General features: G+C 74.1%; 13 protein-coding genes. 9 read left to right on the plus strand and 4 right to left on the minus strand.

The genetic code is table 11. The features are described 5' to 3' along the window. The first annotated feature begins 27 nt into the window (after positions 1-27). Entirely contained in the window at positions 28-1,770 is a 1,743-nt protein-coding gene (locus ACIBTV_RS03500; RefSeq protein WP_396701862.1) for an ABC transporter substrate-binding protein, read from the plus strand. 118 nt (positions 1,771-1,888) lie between these two features. Here ACIBTV_RS03500 and ACIBTV_RS03505 read toward each other — a convergent pair whose 3' ends face one another. Next, entirely contained in the window at positions 1,889-4,030 is a 2,142-nt protein-coding gene (locus tag ACIBTV_RS03505) for a prolyl oligopeptidase family serine peptidase (RefSeq protein WP_396701864.1), read from the minus strand. An 85-nt stretch (positions 4,031-4,115) separates the two neighbouring features. Here ACIBTV_RS03505 and mshB point away from each other — a divergent pair, with 85 nt between their 5' ends. From mshB to ACIBTV_RS03520, 3 genes are all read left to right on the plus strand, one after another. Next, on the plus strand, positions 4,116-5,039 hold the full coding sequence (gene mshB, locus ACIBTV_RS03510; protein WP_396701866.1) for an N-acetyl-1-D-myo-inositol-2-amino-2-deoxy-alpha-D-glucopyranoside deacetylase: 924 nt from the start codon (positions 4,116-4,118) through the stop codon (positions 5,037-5,039). Between the two features lie 14 nt (positions 5,040-5,053). Further along, complete coding sequence (locus ACIBTV_RS03515) at positions 5,054-5,491, plus strand: hypothetical protein (protein WP_396701868.1); 438 nt, start codon at positions 5,054-5,056, stop codon at positions 5,489-5,491. A 78-nt stretch (positions 5,492-5,569) separates the two neighbouring features. Next, on the plus strand, positions 5,570-6,034 hold the full coding sequence (locus tag ACIBTV_RS03520; protein ID WP_396701870.1) for a hypothetical protein: 465 nt from the start codon (positions 5,570-5,572) through the stop codon (positions 6,032-6,034). A 6-nt stretch (positions 6,035-6,040) separates the two neighbouring features. Here the strand turns inward: ACIBTV_RS03520 and ACIBTV_RS03525 are convergent, their stop codons facing one another. Continuing rightward, positions 6,041-6,994: a GNAT family N-acetyltransferase gene (locus ACIBTV_RS03525; protein WP_396701872.1), complete on the minus strand. Its 954-nt coding sequence runs from the start codon at positions 6,992-6,994 to the stop codon at positions 6,041-6,043. A 79-nt stretch (positions 6,995-7,073) separates the two neighbouring features. Here ACIBTV_RS03525 and fdxA point away from each other — a divergent pair, with 79 nt between their 5' ends. Continuing rightward, on the plus strand, positions 7,074-7,400 hold the full coding sequence (gene fdxA, locus ACIBTV_RS03530) for a ferredoxin (RefSeq protein ID WP_076466513.1): 327 nt from the start codon (positions 7,074-7,076) through the stop codon (positions 7,398-7,400). Then, positions 7,397-8,506 (plus strand): succinyldiaminopimelate transaminase, encoded by a 1,110-nt coding sequence (gene dapC / locus ACIBTV_RS03535; RefSeq protein WP_396702071.1) that lies wholly within the window; start codon positions 7,397-7,399, stop codon positions 8,504-8,506. The genes fdxA and dapC overlap by 4 nt, the downstream gene beginning before the upstream one ends. 51 nt (positions 8,507-8,557) lie before the next feature. On the opposite strand, the gene ACIBTV_RS03540 is transcribed toward dapC, so the two are convergent. Further along, complete coding sequence (locus tag ACIBTV_RS03540; RefSeq protein ID WP_396701874.1) at positions 8,558-10,399, minus strand: M48 family metallopeptidase; 1,842 nt, start codon at positions 10,397-10,399, stop codon at positions 8,558-8,560. Between the two features lie 274 nt (positions 10,400-10,673). On the opposite strand from ACIBTV_RS03540, the gene ACIBTV_RS03545 reads away from it, so the two are divergent. The 3 genes from ACIBTV_RS03545 (at position 10,674) to ACIBTV_RS03555 (ending at position 13,103) form a co-directional block, all read left to right on the plus strand. Next, the gene (locus tag ACIBTV_RS03545) at positions 10,674-11,699 is read left to right on the plus strand and encodes a prephenate dehydrogenase (RefSeq protein ID WP_396701876.1); all 1,026 of its coding nucleotides are present in this window, start codon (positions 10,674-10,676) and stop codon (positions 11,697-11,699) included. Between the two features lie 121 nt (positions 11,700-11,820). Further along, entirely contained in the window at positions 11,821-12,456 is a 636-nt protein-coding gene (locus ACIBTV_RS03550) for an SIMPL domain-containing protein (RefSeq protein ID WP_396701878.1), read from the plus strand. Then, positions 12,456-13,103, plus strand: coding sequence for a nucleoside/nucleotide kinase family protein (locus ACIBTV_RS03555; RefSeq protein WP_396701880.1), 648 nt, complete (start codon positions 12,456-12,458; stop codon positions 13,101-13,103). The genes ACIBTV_RS03550 and ACIBTV_RS03555 overlap by 1 nt, the downstream gene beginning before the upstream one ends. Here ACIBTV_RS03555 and ACIBTV_RS03560 read toward each other — a convergent pair. Continuing rightward, on the minus strand, positions 13,080-15,749 hold the full coding sequence (locus ACIBTV_RS03560) for a hypothetical protein (RefSeq protein ID WP_396701882.1): 2,670 nt from the start codon (positions 15,747-15,749) through the stop codon (positions 13,080-13,082). The two genes, ACIBTV_RS03555 and ACIBTV_RS03560, sit on opposite strands and share 24 nt — an antisense overlap. Positions 15,750-15,826 lie beyond the last annotated feature (77 nt).

Below are 15,826 nucleotides of genomic sequence, written 5' to 3' on the forward strand. Positions count from 1 at the left end.
ACGACAACTGGGTGGAGGAGGTACGAGATGCGACCACGCGTGGTGGCCGCCGCAGGCGGAGCGATCGCACTGGTTGTGGCATTGGGTGCGTGCTCGAAGAACACGGGCGAGGGCACCAACGTCGACACCAACCGCACGCAGACCGGGGTCATCGCGACCGACCCGAAGGAGTCGCAGGGTCCCGCGGCCGAGGTGCCCGGGGCGCAGAAGGGCGGCACCTTCACCATCATCCGGGAGACGGCCATCTCCCACCTCGACCCGCAGCGGACGTACTCGTTCGCCGGCCTGATGACGAACCCGCTCTTCGCCCGCTACCTGACCACCTGGAAGGACGACGGCAAGGGCGGTCTCGTCCTCGTCGGTGACCTGGCCGAGACGCCGGGCACCAATGTCAACAACGACTGCAAGGTCTGGGAGTTCAAGGTCAAGGACGGGGTGAAGTTCGAGGACGGCCGTCCGATCACCGCCAAGGAGATCGCGTACGGCATCGCCCGCTCCTTCGACCCGGACCTCACCAGCGGCCCGACGTACCTGCAGGAGTGGCTGGCCGACAGCCCGGACTTCGACACCAAGTGGGACTTCAAAAAGAACAAGACGTCCCTGCCGCCGGGGCTGACCACGCCGGACGACAAGACGCTGCGCTTCGAGTTCGCCAAGCCCCGCTGTGACCTGCCGTTCGCCGTCTCGCTGCCGACCACCGCGCCGCTGCCGCCCGACAAGGACACCGGCGTCAACCTGGACACCCACCCGTTCTCGTCCGGTCCGTACAAGATCGCCAAGAACCAGGTCGGCGTGCAGCTCACGCTTGACCGCAACCCGAACTGGGACCCGAACACCGACCCGGTCCGGCACCAGTACCCGGACCAGTTCGTCTGGAGCTTCGGGCCGACCGCGGACGCCGCCAACAACCGGGTGATCGCCGACAACGGCGCCGACCAGAGCGCGCTCGCCTTCAACGCGGTGCCGGCCTCGCTCGTCGCGAAGGTGGCCGGCGACGCGTCGCTGAAGTCCCGCACCATCCTCTCGCCGACGCCGAGCGCCAACCAGCTGGTCATCAACAACCAGCGGGTCACCGACCTGAAGATCCGCCAGGCGCTCAACTACGCGATCGACCGGGAGGGCCTGATCAAGGCGATGGGCGGCCAGACCGTCGCCGCGCCGCTGACCACCCTGATGCCGCCGGCGACCATCGGCTTCAAGGCGTTCGACGCGTACCCGGCCGGGGCGAACGGCAACGTCGACAAGGCCAAGGAGCTGCTCGGCGGCCAGACGCCGGAGCTGGTCCTCGGCGTCGCCGACAACACGACCGAGCAGCTGCAGGGCACCCAGCTCAAGGCGAACCTGGAGCGGGCCGGCTTCAAGATCACGCTGCGGAACATCCCGGACGACGCGAAGCTCGACGAGATCAAGAAGAAGGACAACCCCTGGGACTTGTACATCGGTAACTGGGCGGCCGACTGGCCCAGCGGCGCCTCGATCCTGCCGGTGCTCTACGACGGCCGCTCCATCAAGGCCGAGGGCAACAGCAACCAGGCCTACTTCAACGACCCGGCGATCAACGCCGAGTTCGACCGGATCCTCGCGCTGGCCCCGGCCGACCAGGGCCCCGAGTGGGCCAAGCTCGACGAGCGGATCATGAAGGAGCACGCCCCGGTCGTGCCGCTCTTCGTCGACGTGGCCTACCACGTGCACGGCTCCAAGGCCGGCGGGGTCTTCATCTCCAGCGTCTTCGGCTACCCGTCGTTCGTCAACGCGTACGTCAAGCAGTAACCGCACGGACGGGCCCCCGGTCGACAGCGTCGTCGGCCGGGGGCCGCCGTGTCCCCGGGGCCACCCGCGCGGCCCGCCACGTGCCGCACTCCCGCCCGCTGGCCCGTCGCGGCCCGGCTCAGAGGTGGGCGCGGAGGAAATCCAGCTCCAACCGGAGCAGCCGCTCGGCCGTGCCGCCCACGGTCATGTGCGTGGCACCGGTCAGCGGCAGCACCGCGTGCGGCCGGCCGGCCGCGAGCAGCGCGCCGGAGAGCCGCAGCGTGTGCGCGGCCACCACGTTGTCGTCGACCAGGCCGTGCACCAGCAGCAACGGTCGGGCCTGGTCGGGACCGGTCACCGGCTCGGCGGCCAACTCCACCAGCGAGTGATGGGCGTAGACGTCCGCGCCGTCCTCCGGCATCCCCAGGTAACGCTCGCTGTAGGCGGTGTCGTAGAGGGCCCAGTCGGTCACCGGGGCGCCCACGATTCCGCAGCGGAACAGCTCCGGGTGCCGCAGCACCGCCAGCCCGGCCAGCCAACCCCCGAACGACCAGCCGCGCACGGCGACGCGCTCCAGGTCCAGGTCCGGGTGCTTGCCGGCCAGCGCGGTGAGCGCGTCCACCTGGTCGAGCAGGATCACGTCGGCCACCCGCCGGTGGATCGCCTTCTCGAACGACGGGGCCACCCCGGGCGTACCCCGGTTGTCCACCACCACCACGGCGAAGCCGGCGTCGGCCCACCACTGCCGCTCCAGCCACGCCGCCCGGGCGGCCACCACCTCCTGGTGACCCGGCCCGCCGTAGATGTCCAACAGCACCGGCAGCCGGCGACCGGTGACGTAGTTGTTGGGGTAGAGCACCGCCGAGGGCAGCCGCCGGTCCGTCACCCGCTCCAGCAGCGGCAGCGGCGAGTACGGCGGGTTCGCGGCGTGCGACGCGAGCGTGCCCACCTCCCGGTCGCCCCGCCACACCGTCCAACGGACCCCGGCGTGGTCGAGCGACGCGGCGCCCACCACCAGCACGTCGCCGCCGACCGCTGCCGTGTGCCAGCCGGAGTCGGTGGTCAACCGGCGGGCGTCCACGCCGCCGCCGATCGAGGTACGCACCCGGAACAGGTGCCGCTCGCTCGGCTCCCCGTCGCTCGCCTCCACCAGCAGGTCGGCCGGCCCGGCGACGGCGGGCAGCCGCCCCACCACCCGCCGGACGTAGAGCGAGGGCGGGGTGAGCAGCGTGCCGTCGGCGAACAGGCAGCGCGCGTCGTACCCGTCGTGGGCCAGCTCGCCGCCGACCAGCACACGACCGTCCGGCAGGTGCGCCGGGGTGCCGGCGATCGGCTCGACCCAGCGCGGGTCGGCCAGCTCGGCGTGCACCTGCGTCTCGCCGGTGCGTGGGTCGACCGCGAGCACCAGGCCGTGCTGCTGGGAACGGCGCAGCACCGTGATCAGCGGGCCGCCGTCGGACCAGCTCACCGCCGTCAGGTACGGGTACGTCTCCCGGTCCCAGTGCACGTCGACCCAGCCGTCGTCGAGGTCGAGCAGGTGCAGGCTGACCTCCGCGTTGGGGCCGCCGGCCCGCGGGTAGGCGACGACGACCGGCGGGGTGGCCGGCTCGGACGGGTCGTGCAGGTGCCAGCGGTCCAGGCGGGACTCGTCCACCCGCGCGGCGAGCACCGAACGGCCGTCCGGCGCCCACCAGTAGCCACGGAACCGGCTGAACTCCTCGGCCGCGATGTGCTCGGCCAGCCCCCAGGTGACCCCCGCGTCCTCCCCGGCGAGCAGGGTGTCCGTGCCGTCGGGGTGGATGACCCGCAGCTCGCCCCGGCGGACGCCCTCGGCGGCGTCGGTGACGTACGCCAGCCGCTCCCCGGTCGGGTCCGGCCGCGGGTCGAGCACCGGCCCGATCGCGGCCACCTCGACCACGTCGCCGTGCACCAGGTCAGCCCGGAACAGCCGCCCGGCCAGGGCGAAGACCGCGATGCGGCCGGCCGCGTCCAGCGCGTACGAGCCGATGCCGGCGGCGCTCAACCGCAGCCGCTCGCGCAGCGCCCGCTCGCCGGGGGAGAGGGCGGCCGGGTCGCCGTCCGCGCCGAGCAGCACCGCCGGATCGGCCACCAGTCGCTCCTCGCCGCTGGCGACGTCCAGGAGCCACAGCGCGTCGGCCGGGTCCTCGGGACCGGCCGACCGTAGGAAGATCACCCGGGAGCCGTCGTCGGCCACGGAGACGGCGCGCGGCGCGCCGTGGCTGAACCGGCGGGTACGGGCGGCCAGCTCCGGATAGTCCACGGCCAGATCGTAAGTCGGCCACGGCGGTGATGTGGCCGACCTGGGTGGACGCGTCGAGGCCGGCCGGGCGGAACCGCCGGATAGAGTGACGGGCGTGACGAAGCTGCCCGACCGCCGCCTGCTGCTGGTCCACGCGCACCCCGACGACGAGACCATCGGCACCGGGGCCACCATGGCCCACTACGCCGCCGCCGGGGCCCACGTGACGCTGGTGACCTGCACGCTGGGCGAGGAGGGCGAGATCCACGTGCCGGAGCTGGCGCAGCTGGCCGCGGCCGAGGCCGACCAGCTGGGCGGCTACCGGATCGCCGAGCTGGCCGCCGCCTGCGCCGCCCTCGGGGTCACCGACCACCGCTTCCTCGGCGGCGCCGGCCGCTACCGCGACTCGGGGATGATGGGGCTGGCGACCAACGAGCACCCACGGGCGTTCTGGCGGGCCGACCTGGATGAGGCCGCCGGTCACCTGGTCGAGGTCATGCGCGAGATCCGCCCGCAGGTCATGATCACGTACGACCCGAACGGCTTCTACGGGCACCCGGACCACATCCAGGCCCACCGGGTGGCTATGCGCGCGGCCGAGCTCGCCGCCGCCGAGGGCTTCGCCCCCGCCAAGGTCTACTGGACGGCCATGCCGCTGAGCGTGCTGGAGGCCGGCATGGACCAGTTCACCGAGTCGTCCGACAACCCGTTCGCCGGCATCGAGGACATCACCGAGTTGCCCTTCGGCACGCCCGACGCCGAGATCGCCGCGCGGGTCGACGGCACCGACCACCATGCCGCGAAGCAGGCCGCGATGCGTGCCCACGCCACCCAGATCCCCGCGACCTCGTGGCTCTACACGATCGCCGGCAGCTTCGGCGGCGAGTTCATGGGCGTCGAATACTTCACCCTCGCGGTCGGCGAGAAGGGACCGGGCCGGGGCCCGTACGGCTGGGAGGACGATCTCTTCGCCGGGCTCTCCGACACCGGCCCGGACCGGACCCCGGTCGCGGCGGCCGGTCTTCGGTGACCACCGCCGCGCCGATGTCGGTCGTCTCTGACCAGACCAGTCCGCCGCCGCAGCGTCCGCCGTCGCGGCTGCTCGACGGCGGACTGCGCGTCGCCGGCGGCCTGGTCGCGGTGGTCGCCGGGCTGCTGACGGCGGTGCTGGAGCTGCTGCTGTCCACCGTCCGCGTCGGCGGTCAACTCATCGGCGTCTCGGTGCTGGTGGCGGTCGGCGCGAACATCGCGCTGAGCTGGTTCGCCCACCAGACGGTCGGCCGCCGCTGGTCGGTGGCGCTGCCCGCGGTGCCCTGGTTCCTGCTGATGGCCGTGGCGGCGGTGCGGACCGCCGAGGGTGACCTCCTGCTCGCCGGTGACAACTGGGTCGGCCTGGTCATGATCGTGGCCGGGGCGATGACGTTCGCGGTCATGGGCTTCCGGCAGATCCTGGCGGTGCCGCCCACCCGCATCGGGGACTGACGGCACACAGGTTCAGGTGGTAGATATTCCTGCCAGGTAGGTCGCCCCGAGGTGGGCCCGACGGTGGGAGGTCGTGCGATGGACAAGCGGTGGCGCGACATCGGGGTGCTCGCGGCAGCACTCTTCGCGGTCAACGTGGTCGCCCGGTTGATCATCCACTTCGGCTTCGAGGGCGACGACACCGCGGCCGACCGGGTGTCGCTCGGGATGTTCGTGGTGATCGGGCTGATCCTGGTCGGGGTCGCGTTCGTCTGGGGGCGGCAGCGCCCGCTCGGCGCGTGGGTGGCCGACACGGCGGCGGCGGTCGCGGCCGCACTGCTGCTGACCGTGCTGCTCGGTCCGCTGCTCGTCGGTGACAGCCCCTTCGCCGGTGGTGCGGGCACCTTCTTCGCGCAGATCTGGCTCTACCTGGCCGCCACCGGCGTCGGCACGCTGATCGGCTACCTGGTGCTCACCGCTCTCGGCCGTGACCACCGCTCGCAGACCCTCAAGCGGTTCGCCGAGGCCAAGGCCGCCAAGCCCCGCAAGGTCGTCCGTCGCTGACCCCGGTCAGCGGGGGGCGGCGCGGGTCAGGTAGGTGTGGTGGGTGGTGAACCCGAGGCCCTGGTAGAGCGCTACCGCGCCGGTGTTGCTCTGTTCGACCTGGAGGAAGGCCCGGGTCGACCCGATCGCCACGGCCCAGTCGGCCAGCGCCCGGATCAGCCGGCCGGCCAGACCCTGCCGGCGGGCCTCCGGCAGCACCTCGATGAGGCTCAGCCCCAACCATCGCCCCGGCCCGGTCACGGTGCCCCGGCCGATCCCGATCAGCGTGCCGTCGGCGTACGCGTGCGCGAAGCGAACCTGGTCCACGGCGGTGAGCACGTGGCGGGCGGCGTCCGGCAGGCCGCCCTTGCGTCCGGCCGCCACCGCCAGCCACTCGTCGCTCGGCGCGGTCGCCAACTCCACCACGGCGGGCCCGGCGCCGGGCGGCGCGGCGGGCAGGGGGAGCGGAGCGGTCTGGACCAGCACCGGCGGGCGGGTGGCCCAGCCTCGGGCGTCCAGTTCGGCGCCGACGGGCGCGGCGAGCGGCAGCGGCGTGTTGACCATGGCGGGAAGTCCCCGGTCGCGGTACCAGCGTTCGACCGCGTCCACCGCCGCCGGCAGCGGCCGGTCCGGGTCGCCGACCGGCAACGCGGAGTTGGCCCGCCCGGTCCACCCGTCGGCGGCGCGCAGCAGCCAACCGCCCAGCCGTCCGCGAATCTGCGCCGGCCAGGCCTCGTCGGCGGCCAGCTCCAGCTCGGTCACGGCCGACGCCGTCGGACGTCGGGTCGGCGGCACCCGCTTGGCCCGGTGCACCTCGTCCCGGGGCACCCGCAGCGGGCCCTGGGCGGTGGCGAGCGTGAGATGGCTCTCGCTCAGCTCGACCAGCTCACCGAGAGCGTCGGAGAAGAGCGGCCGGCCTTCGCGAATCCCCACAATCCGGCGAACCACGATCCGGTGTCCCACATCCTGCTGACCCAGCACGATCGACCCCCTCCCCGGCGAGATACTAGGCTCTTACCGTCGCGGGAGATCGCGGCGCGTCTTGCGGAGGAGAAGACCGGTGACCTACATCATCGCCGAGCCGTGCGTGGATGTGCTCGACAAGGCATGCATCGAGGAGTGCCCGGTCGACTGCATTTACGAGGGCAACCGGATGCTCTACATCCACCCCGACGAGTGCGTCGACTGTGGTGCCTGTGAGCCCGTCTGCCCGGTCGAGGCGATCTTCTACGAGGACGACGTCCCGGAGCAGTGGAAGGACTACACCGGCGCCAACTACGAGTTCTTCGAGGACCTCGGCTCGCCCGGTGGCGCCTCGAAGATCGGCAAGGTGGAGAAGGACGCGGCGTTCGTCGCCGCCCAGCCGCCGCGCGGTGAGGGCCACTGAACCGGCCCGAGCCGGTCTCGGCACGTCTGCCTGAGTTCACCTGGGACACCCTGGACGCCGCGGCCACGCTGGCCGCGGCGCACCCGGAGGGCCTGATCAACCTCTCCATGGGTACGCCGGTCGACCCGGTGCCCGAGGTGATCCGGCAGGCGCTCGCTGACGCGTCCGACGCCCCCGGCTATCCACTCACCGCCGGCACCCCCGCGCTGCGAGCGGCGATCAGCGCCTGGGTCGCCCGGGCATGCGGCGCCGCCGTCGACGGTCTCGGCGTGCTGCCGAGCATCGGCTCGAAGGAGCTGGTCGCCTGGCTGCCCACCCTGCTCGGCATCGGCCCGGGCGACGTGGTGGTCGTGCCGTCGATCGCCTACCCGACCTACTCCGACGGTGCCCGGCTGGCCGGCGCCACCGTCGTCCGCGCCGACTCGCTGACCGCGGTCGGCCCGACCTCACGGGTCCGGCTGGTCTGGGTCAACTCGCCCGGCAACCCGACCGGTCGGGTGCTACCCGCGACGCACCTGCGCAAGGTGGTCGACTGGGCCCGGGAGCGCGGCGCCGTGGTCGCCAGCGACGAGTGCTACCTGCCGCTCGGCTGGTCCGCCGAGCCGGTGTCGGTGCTCTCGCCCGAGGTGTCCGGCGGCTCGTACGACGGCGTGCTGGCCCTGCACTCGCTCTCCAAGCGCTCCAACCTCGCCGGCTACCGGGCCGGATTCGTCGCCGGTGACCCGGCGCTGGTGGCCGAGCTGCTCAAGGTGCGCAAGCACGCCGGCATGATCGTGCCCGCCCCGGTGCAGGCGGCGATGGTCGCGGCGCTCCAGGACGAGCGGCACGCCGACGAGCAGCGGGAGCGTTACCGGGCGCGCCGGGAGGCCCTCCACGCCGCGTTCACCGCTGCCGGTTTCACGATCGAGGACTCCGAGGCGGGCCTCTACCTGTGGATGACCCGCGGCGAGGACTGCTGGAAGACCGTCGACTGGCTGGCCCGACGCGGCATCCTGGTCGCCGCCGGAGCGTTCTACGGCCCGGCCGGCAACCAGCACGTCCGGGTGGCGCTCACCGAGTCCGATGACCACGTCGCGGCCGTCGCCGGCCGGCTCGCCCAGCCCTGACCGACCCGCCCTGACCCGCCGGCCGGACCGCTCCGGCCGGCGGGCCCGCCGTCAGGCGTTGATCCGGCGGAAGACGGCGAGCAGGGTGTCCCGGCTCTTCTTCTCCAGCAGTTCGCTGGAGTAAAGCTCCTGCACCGCCACGGTCCGGCCGCCGTGCAGGGTGAGCGTCGCCTTGAGCGGCACCTCGCGCGTGACCTCCACCGAGGTGATCTCCTCGTACGGCAGGAACGGGTGCGTCGCGGCCAGTTGCGCGACCGGCGTCGAACCGACCAGTGCCTTCAGCCGCTCCTCGCCCTTGCTGGCCCGGCCTGGGTCGGCGATGAGGACCAGCCCGCGGTCCAGGACCAGCAGATCGTGCTCCTTGCCGTCGATCTTCATGTTGGCGAGGGCCCCGATCAGGTCGGCGTCGCGGCCGGTGACCCGCTGCTGCACCACCGTCGCGCTCCCCGGGTCGATGCCCCGTTCGCGCAGTCGGGTGAGCGCCTCGTCCACCGTCTGCGGGGAGACCGCGAGCTTGGCGATCTCCGCCAGGTCCCACGGCTCGCCGTCGGCGCCGACCAGCCGGGCCGGCCCGGTCCAGGACAGCTCCCAGCGCGCGCGGCCGGAGCGCACGGCCGCGTTGTCCAACAGGGTCTCCATCGGGCCGGCGAACCGCTGCGCCGCCTCGCGGCGGGTGGCGTCGCCGAAGAACTGCTCGGCGAACTCGCCCAGTCGCTTGGCGCGTACCAGGTCGAGCACGGTGACCAGGCCGGGCTCGGACGCGCCGGTGAACCGGCCGGCCGCCCGGTAGATCTGGTCCGCCTGCTGCTGCACACCCGCGGCGACCGCGGCGGCGATGAACTCGGGCCAGGGCAGCACCTGCCGGCCGCCGTGGTCGACGACGACAGCCTGCAACTGTCGTCCGGCGGCGGCGATGTCGGCGAGCAGGACGCCGGCCGGCCGGTCGTCGACCGTGATGGTGCCGGCCGGGACGTCACCCATCGCGGCGACCCGGACGCCGACCGGCGGGTGGGTGTCCCAGCGGGACCCCTCCCGGTCGTCCGCCATCTCGCGCAGACCGGCGATCTCCTCCTGACGGGCGTGCAGCAGCTGCGCGAAGCCACCGAACAGGTCGTCCGGGGCGAGGTCGGCCGACCAGCCCGGCTCGACGTACCGCCGCATGTAGAACGACCAGGCGGCGCCGAGCCCCGGGATGGTCCGCAGCGCGGAGGTGGCCGCCTCGTGGCCGGCGAGCAGGACCGAGGCGCGGTCCGCCTCCAGCTCCTGGCGCCGGGACGCGGCGTTGTCGACGAGCAGGTAGAGCCGCGCGTAGCCGCGGAACACCAGGCCGACCGGGTTGCGGCTGCTGATCTGCTCGATGGTGTGCGCGATCGCCAGTCGTCCCCGGTAGGCGACTCCGCCGAGCCGGGTGTGCTTGCCGGAGTAGTGGCCCAGCTCGTGCGCCAGCACCGAGCGGAGCTGGTCGACCCGCATGCCGTGCAGCAACGGCAGGCCGACGTAGAGGGTGCGTCGGCCGCCGACCAGGCCGAGCAGCCGGCCCTGCTCGCTGACCGCCGCGTTGACGTCCGGCACCAGCCGGATCTCGTCCGGCGCCCGGGTGCCGACGGCGGCGGCGAGCTCACGGACGGTGGCCCAGAGCCCCGGCGCCTCCGGCTCCCCGACGATCAGGCCGGGCATCGGCTCGTTCCGGGTGCGGATCGCGCGCCACAACCCGACGGCCACCGCGCCGAGCGCGACGACCAGCGGCAGCAGCAGTTTGCCGGCGACCAGCCCATTGGTCACGTCGAGCAGCCAGACGCCCAGCGCGACGACCGCGCCGAGTTGGAGCAATGCGACCACGTAGAAGCCGATCAACATGGTCACCGAGGCGAGTGCCCGGTACGTCGCGGACATCCGACCGTTCCTTTCTCCCCGTGCCCGCGCCGTGCGGGCGGCGCACGGAAAGTACGACGTGGATCTTTCTCGGACAACCCCCTTTCCGGGCGGCGACGCGCGCCGGCCGGAAAGCGGCGCTGTCCGGAATGCCGCGCCGGCCGGGACGCCGCGCCGGCCGGCTTCGGCGGTGCGCGGCGGTGGAGGGCGGGGTCGGCCCGGGCGGGCGGGGATATCCTCGGCCGGACCGGGTCGGGTTCGGGGGATCCGCGACGCACGAGACGCCGAGGTACGCATGGTGGAGACGCCCGGTGGGCAGCCCAGGATTGCCGTGGTGGGCACCGGCCTCATCGGCGGCTCGATCCTGCTCCGGCTGCACGAGCGCCACCCGGACGTCACCGGTTGGGACCCGGACCCGCGGACCCGGGCGGAGGGGCGCGAGCGGGGGATCGATCTTCCCGACGAGCTGACCGACGCAGTCCGGGACCGGGACCTCGTGTTCCTGGCCGGGCCGCTCCCGAGCCTCCCGGAGACCCTGCTGACCGTGGCCGAGCACACCGGTGAGCACTGCGTGGTCACCGACGTCGGCAGCACGAAGGGCGGGGTCGCCCGCTTCGCCGTCGAGCACGGGTTGACCGGCCGGTTCGTCCCGGGCCACCCGATGGCGGGCACCGAGCGGTCCGGGCTGACCGCCGCCGACCCCGCGCTCTTCGACGGCGCCGCCTGGGTGCTCTGCCCGGCCGCCGACGGGATCGCGCCGTTCCGGACGCTCGTGGGGCTCCTCGTGGACGTCTTCGCGGCCCGGGTGGTGCCGATGTCGCCGACGGTGCACGACTCGGTGGTGGCGTTGTCGTCGCACATTCCCCACCTGCTCGCGGGCAGCCTCGCCGGGGCCGTCTCCGGCTCGGAGATCCGCGACGCGGTGCTCGGGTTGGCGGCGGGCAGCTTCCGGGACGGCACCCGGGTGGCCGGCACCCCGGCGAAGCGGACCGCCGACATGCTGTTCCAGAACCGGGAGCAGGTGGTCCGGCAGCTCGGGCAGGTCAGCGCCTTTCTCGACGGGCTGGCCGACGCGCTGCGCCGGGATGACCTGGACGCGCTGGTCGGGCACTACCGGCGGGCGCAGGGGCTGCGGGAGGCGCTGCGCGACCGGGACCTGCGGGCGTGCCGGCAGGAGTTCCCGATCGACGGCGACCACGTCGCGGAGCTGGCGTACCTGCTGGAGCTGGGGGCGGCCGGGGGACACCTGACCGGCTGCCGGATCGAGGGCGGCGTCGTGACGTACACCGGGCACCGGCCGGCGGTCGCGGACCCGGTCTGACCGACCACGCCGGCGACCGCGGACCCGGCCACGCCGCCCCCGCGCACGCCGCCGACCGGGTCGTCCGTCCGCGGGTCCGGTGTGCGCGGCGCGGCGCCCGGCCCCCGACTAGGGTGAGGGCATGGTGGACGGCCCGGTGGTGACGGTGCGCGGCGAGGCCTACCGGGAGGTGGCGCCGGAGCTGGCCCGGTTCGCGGTCACCGCGACCGCGCGCGACCGGGACCGCGAGACCACCCTGACCAGGCTGGCGGAGCGCGCCGCCGCCGTCCGGGTGCTGCTCGACGGCTACGGGCCGGCGATCGACCGCCGGGAGACCGGTGACCTGCGGGTGCGGCCGGAGACCCGGCGGGCCACCGAGCGGGTGGTGGCCTGGCACGGCGCGGTCACGACCACCGTCACGGTCACCGACTTCGCCACGCTCGGCGAGCTGATGCTCCGGCTGGCCGACCAGGACCAGGTCGAGGTTGCCGGGCCCTGGTGGTCGCTGCGGCCCGACAGCCCGGCGCACCGGGAGGCCCGGCACGCCGCGATCGGCGACGCCGTCTCCCGAGCTCGGGAATACGCGGAGGCGCTCGGCGCCCGGGTCACCGCCCTGATCGAGCTCGCCGACGCGGGCGTGGAGCGGCCGATGCTGGCCCGGATGGCCTACGCGGAGGCGGGCGGCGGCCCGCCGGAGCTGGACCTGGACCCTCAGATGCAGACCGTGCAGGCCGCCGTGCAGGGGCGGTTCGCCATCACCGCGCCGGTCCTCGACTGATGCCGGCCGCGCAGATGCTCACCGTCGAGGAGCTGGTCGAGCGGGCTGGCGCCCTGGCCGCGGCCGGCCCGCGTCAGCTGCTCGGCATCGCCGGTGCGCCGGGGGCCGGCAAGTCCACGCTGGCCCAGCGCATCGTCGCCGAGGTCGGCCCGTCCGCGCGGCTGGTGCCGATGGACGGCTTCCACCTCGCGCAGGTCGAGCTGCACCGGCTCGGCCGCACCGGGCGCAAGGGCGCGGCCGACACGTTCGACGCGAACGGCTTCGTGAGCCTGCTGCGCCGCCTGCACCGACTCGAACCCACCTCGGTCTACGCGCCGGCGTTCCGTCGCGACCTGGAGGAGCCGATCGCCGGGGCGATCGAGGTCCCGCCGGAGGTGCGGTTGGTGGTGACCGAGGGCAACTACCTGCTGCTGTCGGAGCCGCCCTGGGACGAGGTGCGGTCGCTGCTGCACGAGGCGTGGTTCCTCGACCTCGACGCGGAGCTGCGGGTGCGCCGGCTCACCGCCCGGCACGAGGCGTACGGGCGGACGCCGGCGGAGGCGCGGGCCTGGGCGCTCGGCAGCGACGAGACCAACGCGACGCTGGTGGCCGGCACGGCCGGGCGCGCCGACCTGGTGGTCCGGCTAGCCGACGGGCTGTCGGGGTAGCGGCACGCCACGGCGCAGGAGCCGGGCCACCCGCGCCCGTTCCCGGTGGAACTCGGGCGCCTCCGGATAGCCGCTGTGGTTGCGGATGGGCGGGTCGGCGACCTCGCCGCCGCTGGGGTGCAGCGCCTCCGGGTCCCGCACGGCCAGGTCCCGCTCGCCCGCGTCGACGGGCCACCCGAGCGGGTCGGTGTCCCGCCAGAAGTTGGTCCAGCCGGTCCAGCCGGGGGCCACGGTCAGGGCCTCGGTGAGCACCGGCAACCGGCCCGGCCCGAAGTACGCGGGGAAGATCCGCCCGTAGAGCCGGGTCAGTTGGCAGCCGTACGAGAAGAACCAGAGCCGCCGTCGCCACCGCGCCGGTAGTTGGAGGATCACCGCCGTGCAGATCACCGTGCCCTGGCTGTGTCCGGACAGGATGATGCCGTCCACCCGGCGGGGGTCGCGCTCGGTCAGCGCGAGCAGCCCCGCGATGCGGGTCTGGAGTTCGGGCACCGCGCGTTCGGCGTAGCTGGGCGGGGCGAGCGGGTGGGCGGCCCGGGGCCAGAACGTGCCCACGTCCCAGATCACGCCGACCGTCCGCCGTACGGTGTCGTTGCGGTAGACCAGCGCGCCGATCGCGGCGACCAGCACCGGCAGCCAGCCGAGCATGGAGTCCCCGACATCGGCGACGACCTTCACTATCGCGGCGCCGTCGGCGGCGTCGACCGGATGGGGTCGGGTGTGCGAGAGCGCGGCGGCGCAGGCGACGATGACCAGCACCGTCACGGCGACCGCGTAGCAGCCTACGAGCCGGATCGCGTGTTCGCCGACCAGCCGGTGCAGCGCGCGGAACGCGGTGACGTCGCGGCAGCGTCGCAGCTCGTGTAGGGAGAGGTGGTGCCCGGGCGGGACCAGCTTCGCGTGCTCCCGGCGGCGCAGGCGGTAGAAGAGCACGGCGGCCCGCGCGACGGTGACCGCGAGGACGGCCAGCGCGACGGCGAAGGCGAGCCCCGCCCACATGACGGGGATCGGCGGGGTGACGGTGGACCGGCCGCTGGGAGTGGCGCCGTTGTTCAGCCGGTCGGTCACCCAGTAGAGCAGGCCGCTGGTGTACGCGACGCAGAGCAACCAGCCGAAACCGGCGATGACGGCCGGTCCGCGCCCGCCCCACCCCACGTCGGTGTGCGGTTCCGGCGGATGGTGCCGGTTGCCGGTCGGGGCGCGGGGGAGCACCAGCGCGACCGCGGCGAGCGTCATGGCGGGGACGGCGAGCGTCCACCCGGCCAACGGGTCGGGGGCGGGTGGGACCGCCGGCAGCCAGCCGTCGATCCAGAGCACCCCGCCGGCGAGCAGTAGCCCCGCGGCGACGGGTGGGGCCAGCGCCCGCCGGCCGGACCGGGCCACCCCGCCGATGGTGATGAGCAGCAGTAGCTGTCCGGCCCACAGCCAAGCGATGATCCAGTCGTACCCGGGCAGTGAGCGGTCGGTGAAGCAGCCCGGGGTCGCCGGATCCTGGGCGCAGCCGCTGGGCGGCCGCCAGGCGGCGAGGGGGGTGCCGGCCGGCCCGTCGGGCAGCAGCAGGACGGCGACGGTGCCGACCACGGTGAGGCCGGCGAGGCCGGCGACGGCGGCGCTCCACGCGCCGAGCGGGGTGGATCCGGCGCGTCGGGCCAGGTACGGCCGGCCGAGGGCCACCACCGCGATGACCAGGACGGCGCTGCCCAGGGCGACGGTGGGCCAGGCGAGCGCGGCACGTAGGCCACGCGGCGGGTCCATCGCCAGCACCGTGCCGAGCGGCACCGCCGCCGCGACCACGGCGCCGGTGGACAGGTGCAGCACCGCGGCGCGCCGCAGTTGGCCCTCTCCCCACCAGAAGGTGTGGTCCTGCAGGGGGTTCGCCGGCTCCGGAGGCGGTGGTTCGGGTTCGGGCGGCGGCTCCTCCGCCGGTTGGGCGGCCGGTGGCTCCTCCGCCGGTTGGGCGGCGGCCGGTGGCTTCGTGTCCCTGGGGGAGCCGCCGGGCGGGTGGCGGACCTGACCGCGGCTCGGGTCGGCGGGCATCTCCGCCTCGTACTGGTAGGTGCGCCAGGCGACCAGGCCGAGCACCGCGAGCAGCGCCAGCGGGACGAGCAGCCCGACGGCGAGGGCGCGGGTTCCCGCGCTCCACCAGCCGTGGGCGAGGAACTCCCACGGCCCGGGGATGCGGCCCAGGCAGTAGTCGTCGACGCACTGCCAACCGATCAGGTCGACGCCGATGCCGGTCACCGCGAGGACGACGGTGCTGGTCAGGCTGAGGCAGAAGAGCCGGATCAGCCAGGCGGTGATTCCGGAGCGGCTGGTCCAGCGTTCCTGGTCGGGGTCGGGTGGGATCTCGGGCCGGGCGTGCAGCGCCACGTTCGCGAGGGTGAACGGCAGCAGCAGCGTCCACAGTGCGCGTTCGACGTCGCGCGCGGTCCGCGCGCCGGAGGTCAACTGCCCCCAGCTGTACGCCTCGACGGCGAGCGGGTCGTCCGGCCCGCCGCCGGGGGCGCGGTAGAAGCCGGTCACGGCTCCACCGGCGACCAGCCGTGGCTGGGGCGGGGCGTCGGCCGGTCCGGGGCGCAGGCCGAGGATCTGGTCCGGCGGGGTGTTCGACACCCCGTGCACCCGCAGCTCCAGCACCCGACCGGCCATGTCGCCTCCCGGTGAAACCGTCACTACCCACAGTGCCGGAACGCGGGCCGATGCGCCAGCGGTCGAGAGTCTGTTTG

This window comes from Micromonospora sp. NPDC049366 (genome assembly GCF_044466625.1).
GTDB lineage: Bacteria > Actinomycetota > Actinomycetes > Mycobacteriales > Micromonosporaceae > Micromonospora.

What these genes read in the sequence shown, in the direction of transcription:
- ACIBTV_RS03560 (WP_396701882.1), bottom strand. Translation starts at nt 15,749, where the DNA reads ATGGCCGGTCGGGTGCTGGAGCTGCGGGTGCACGGGGTGTCGAACACC.
- ACIBTV_RS03500 (WP_396701862.1), top strand. Translation starts at nt 28, where the DNA reads ATGCGACCACGCGTGGTGGCCGCCGCAGGCGGAGCGATCGCACTGGTT.
- ACIBTV_RS03520 (WP_396701870.1), top strand. Translation starts at nt 5,570, where the DNA reads ATGGACAAGCGGTGGCGCGACATCGGGGTGCTCGCGGCAGCACTCTTC.
- ACIBTV_RS03515 (WP_396701868.1), top strand. Translation starts at nt 5,054, where the DNA reads ATGTCGGTCGTCTCTGACCAGACCAGTCCGCCGCCGCAGCGTCCGCCG.
- ACIBTV_RS03540 (WP_396701874.1), bottom strand. Translation starts at nt 10,399, where the DNA reads ATGTCCGCGACGTACCGGGCACTCGCCTCGGTGACCATGTTGATCGGC.
- ACIBTV_RS03555 (WP_396701880.1), top strand. Translation starts at nt 12,456, where the DNA reads ATGCCGGCCGCGCAGATGCTCACCGTCGAGGAGCTGGTCGAGCGGGCT.
- ACIBTV_RS03550 (WP_396701878.1), top strand. Translation starts at nt 11,821, where the DNA reads ATGGTGGACGGCCCGGTGGTGACGGTGCGCGGCGAGGCCTACCGGGAG.
- ACIBTV_RS03545 (WP_396701876.1), top strand. Translation starts at nt 10,674, where the DNA reads ATGGTGGAGACGCCCGGTGGGCAGCCCAGGATTGCCGTGGTGGGCACC.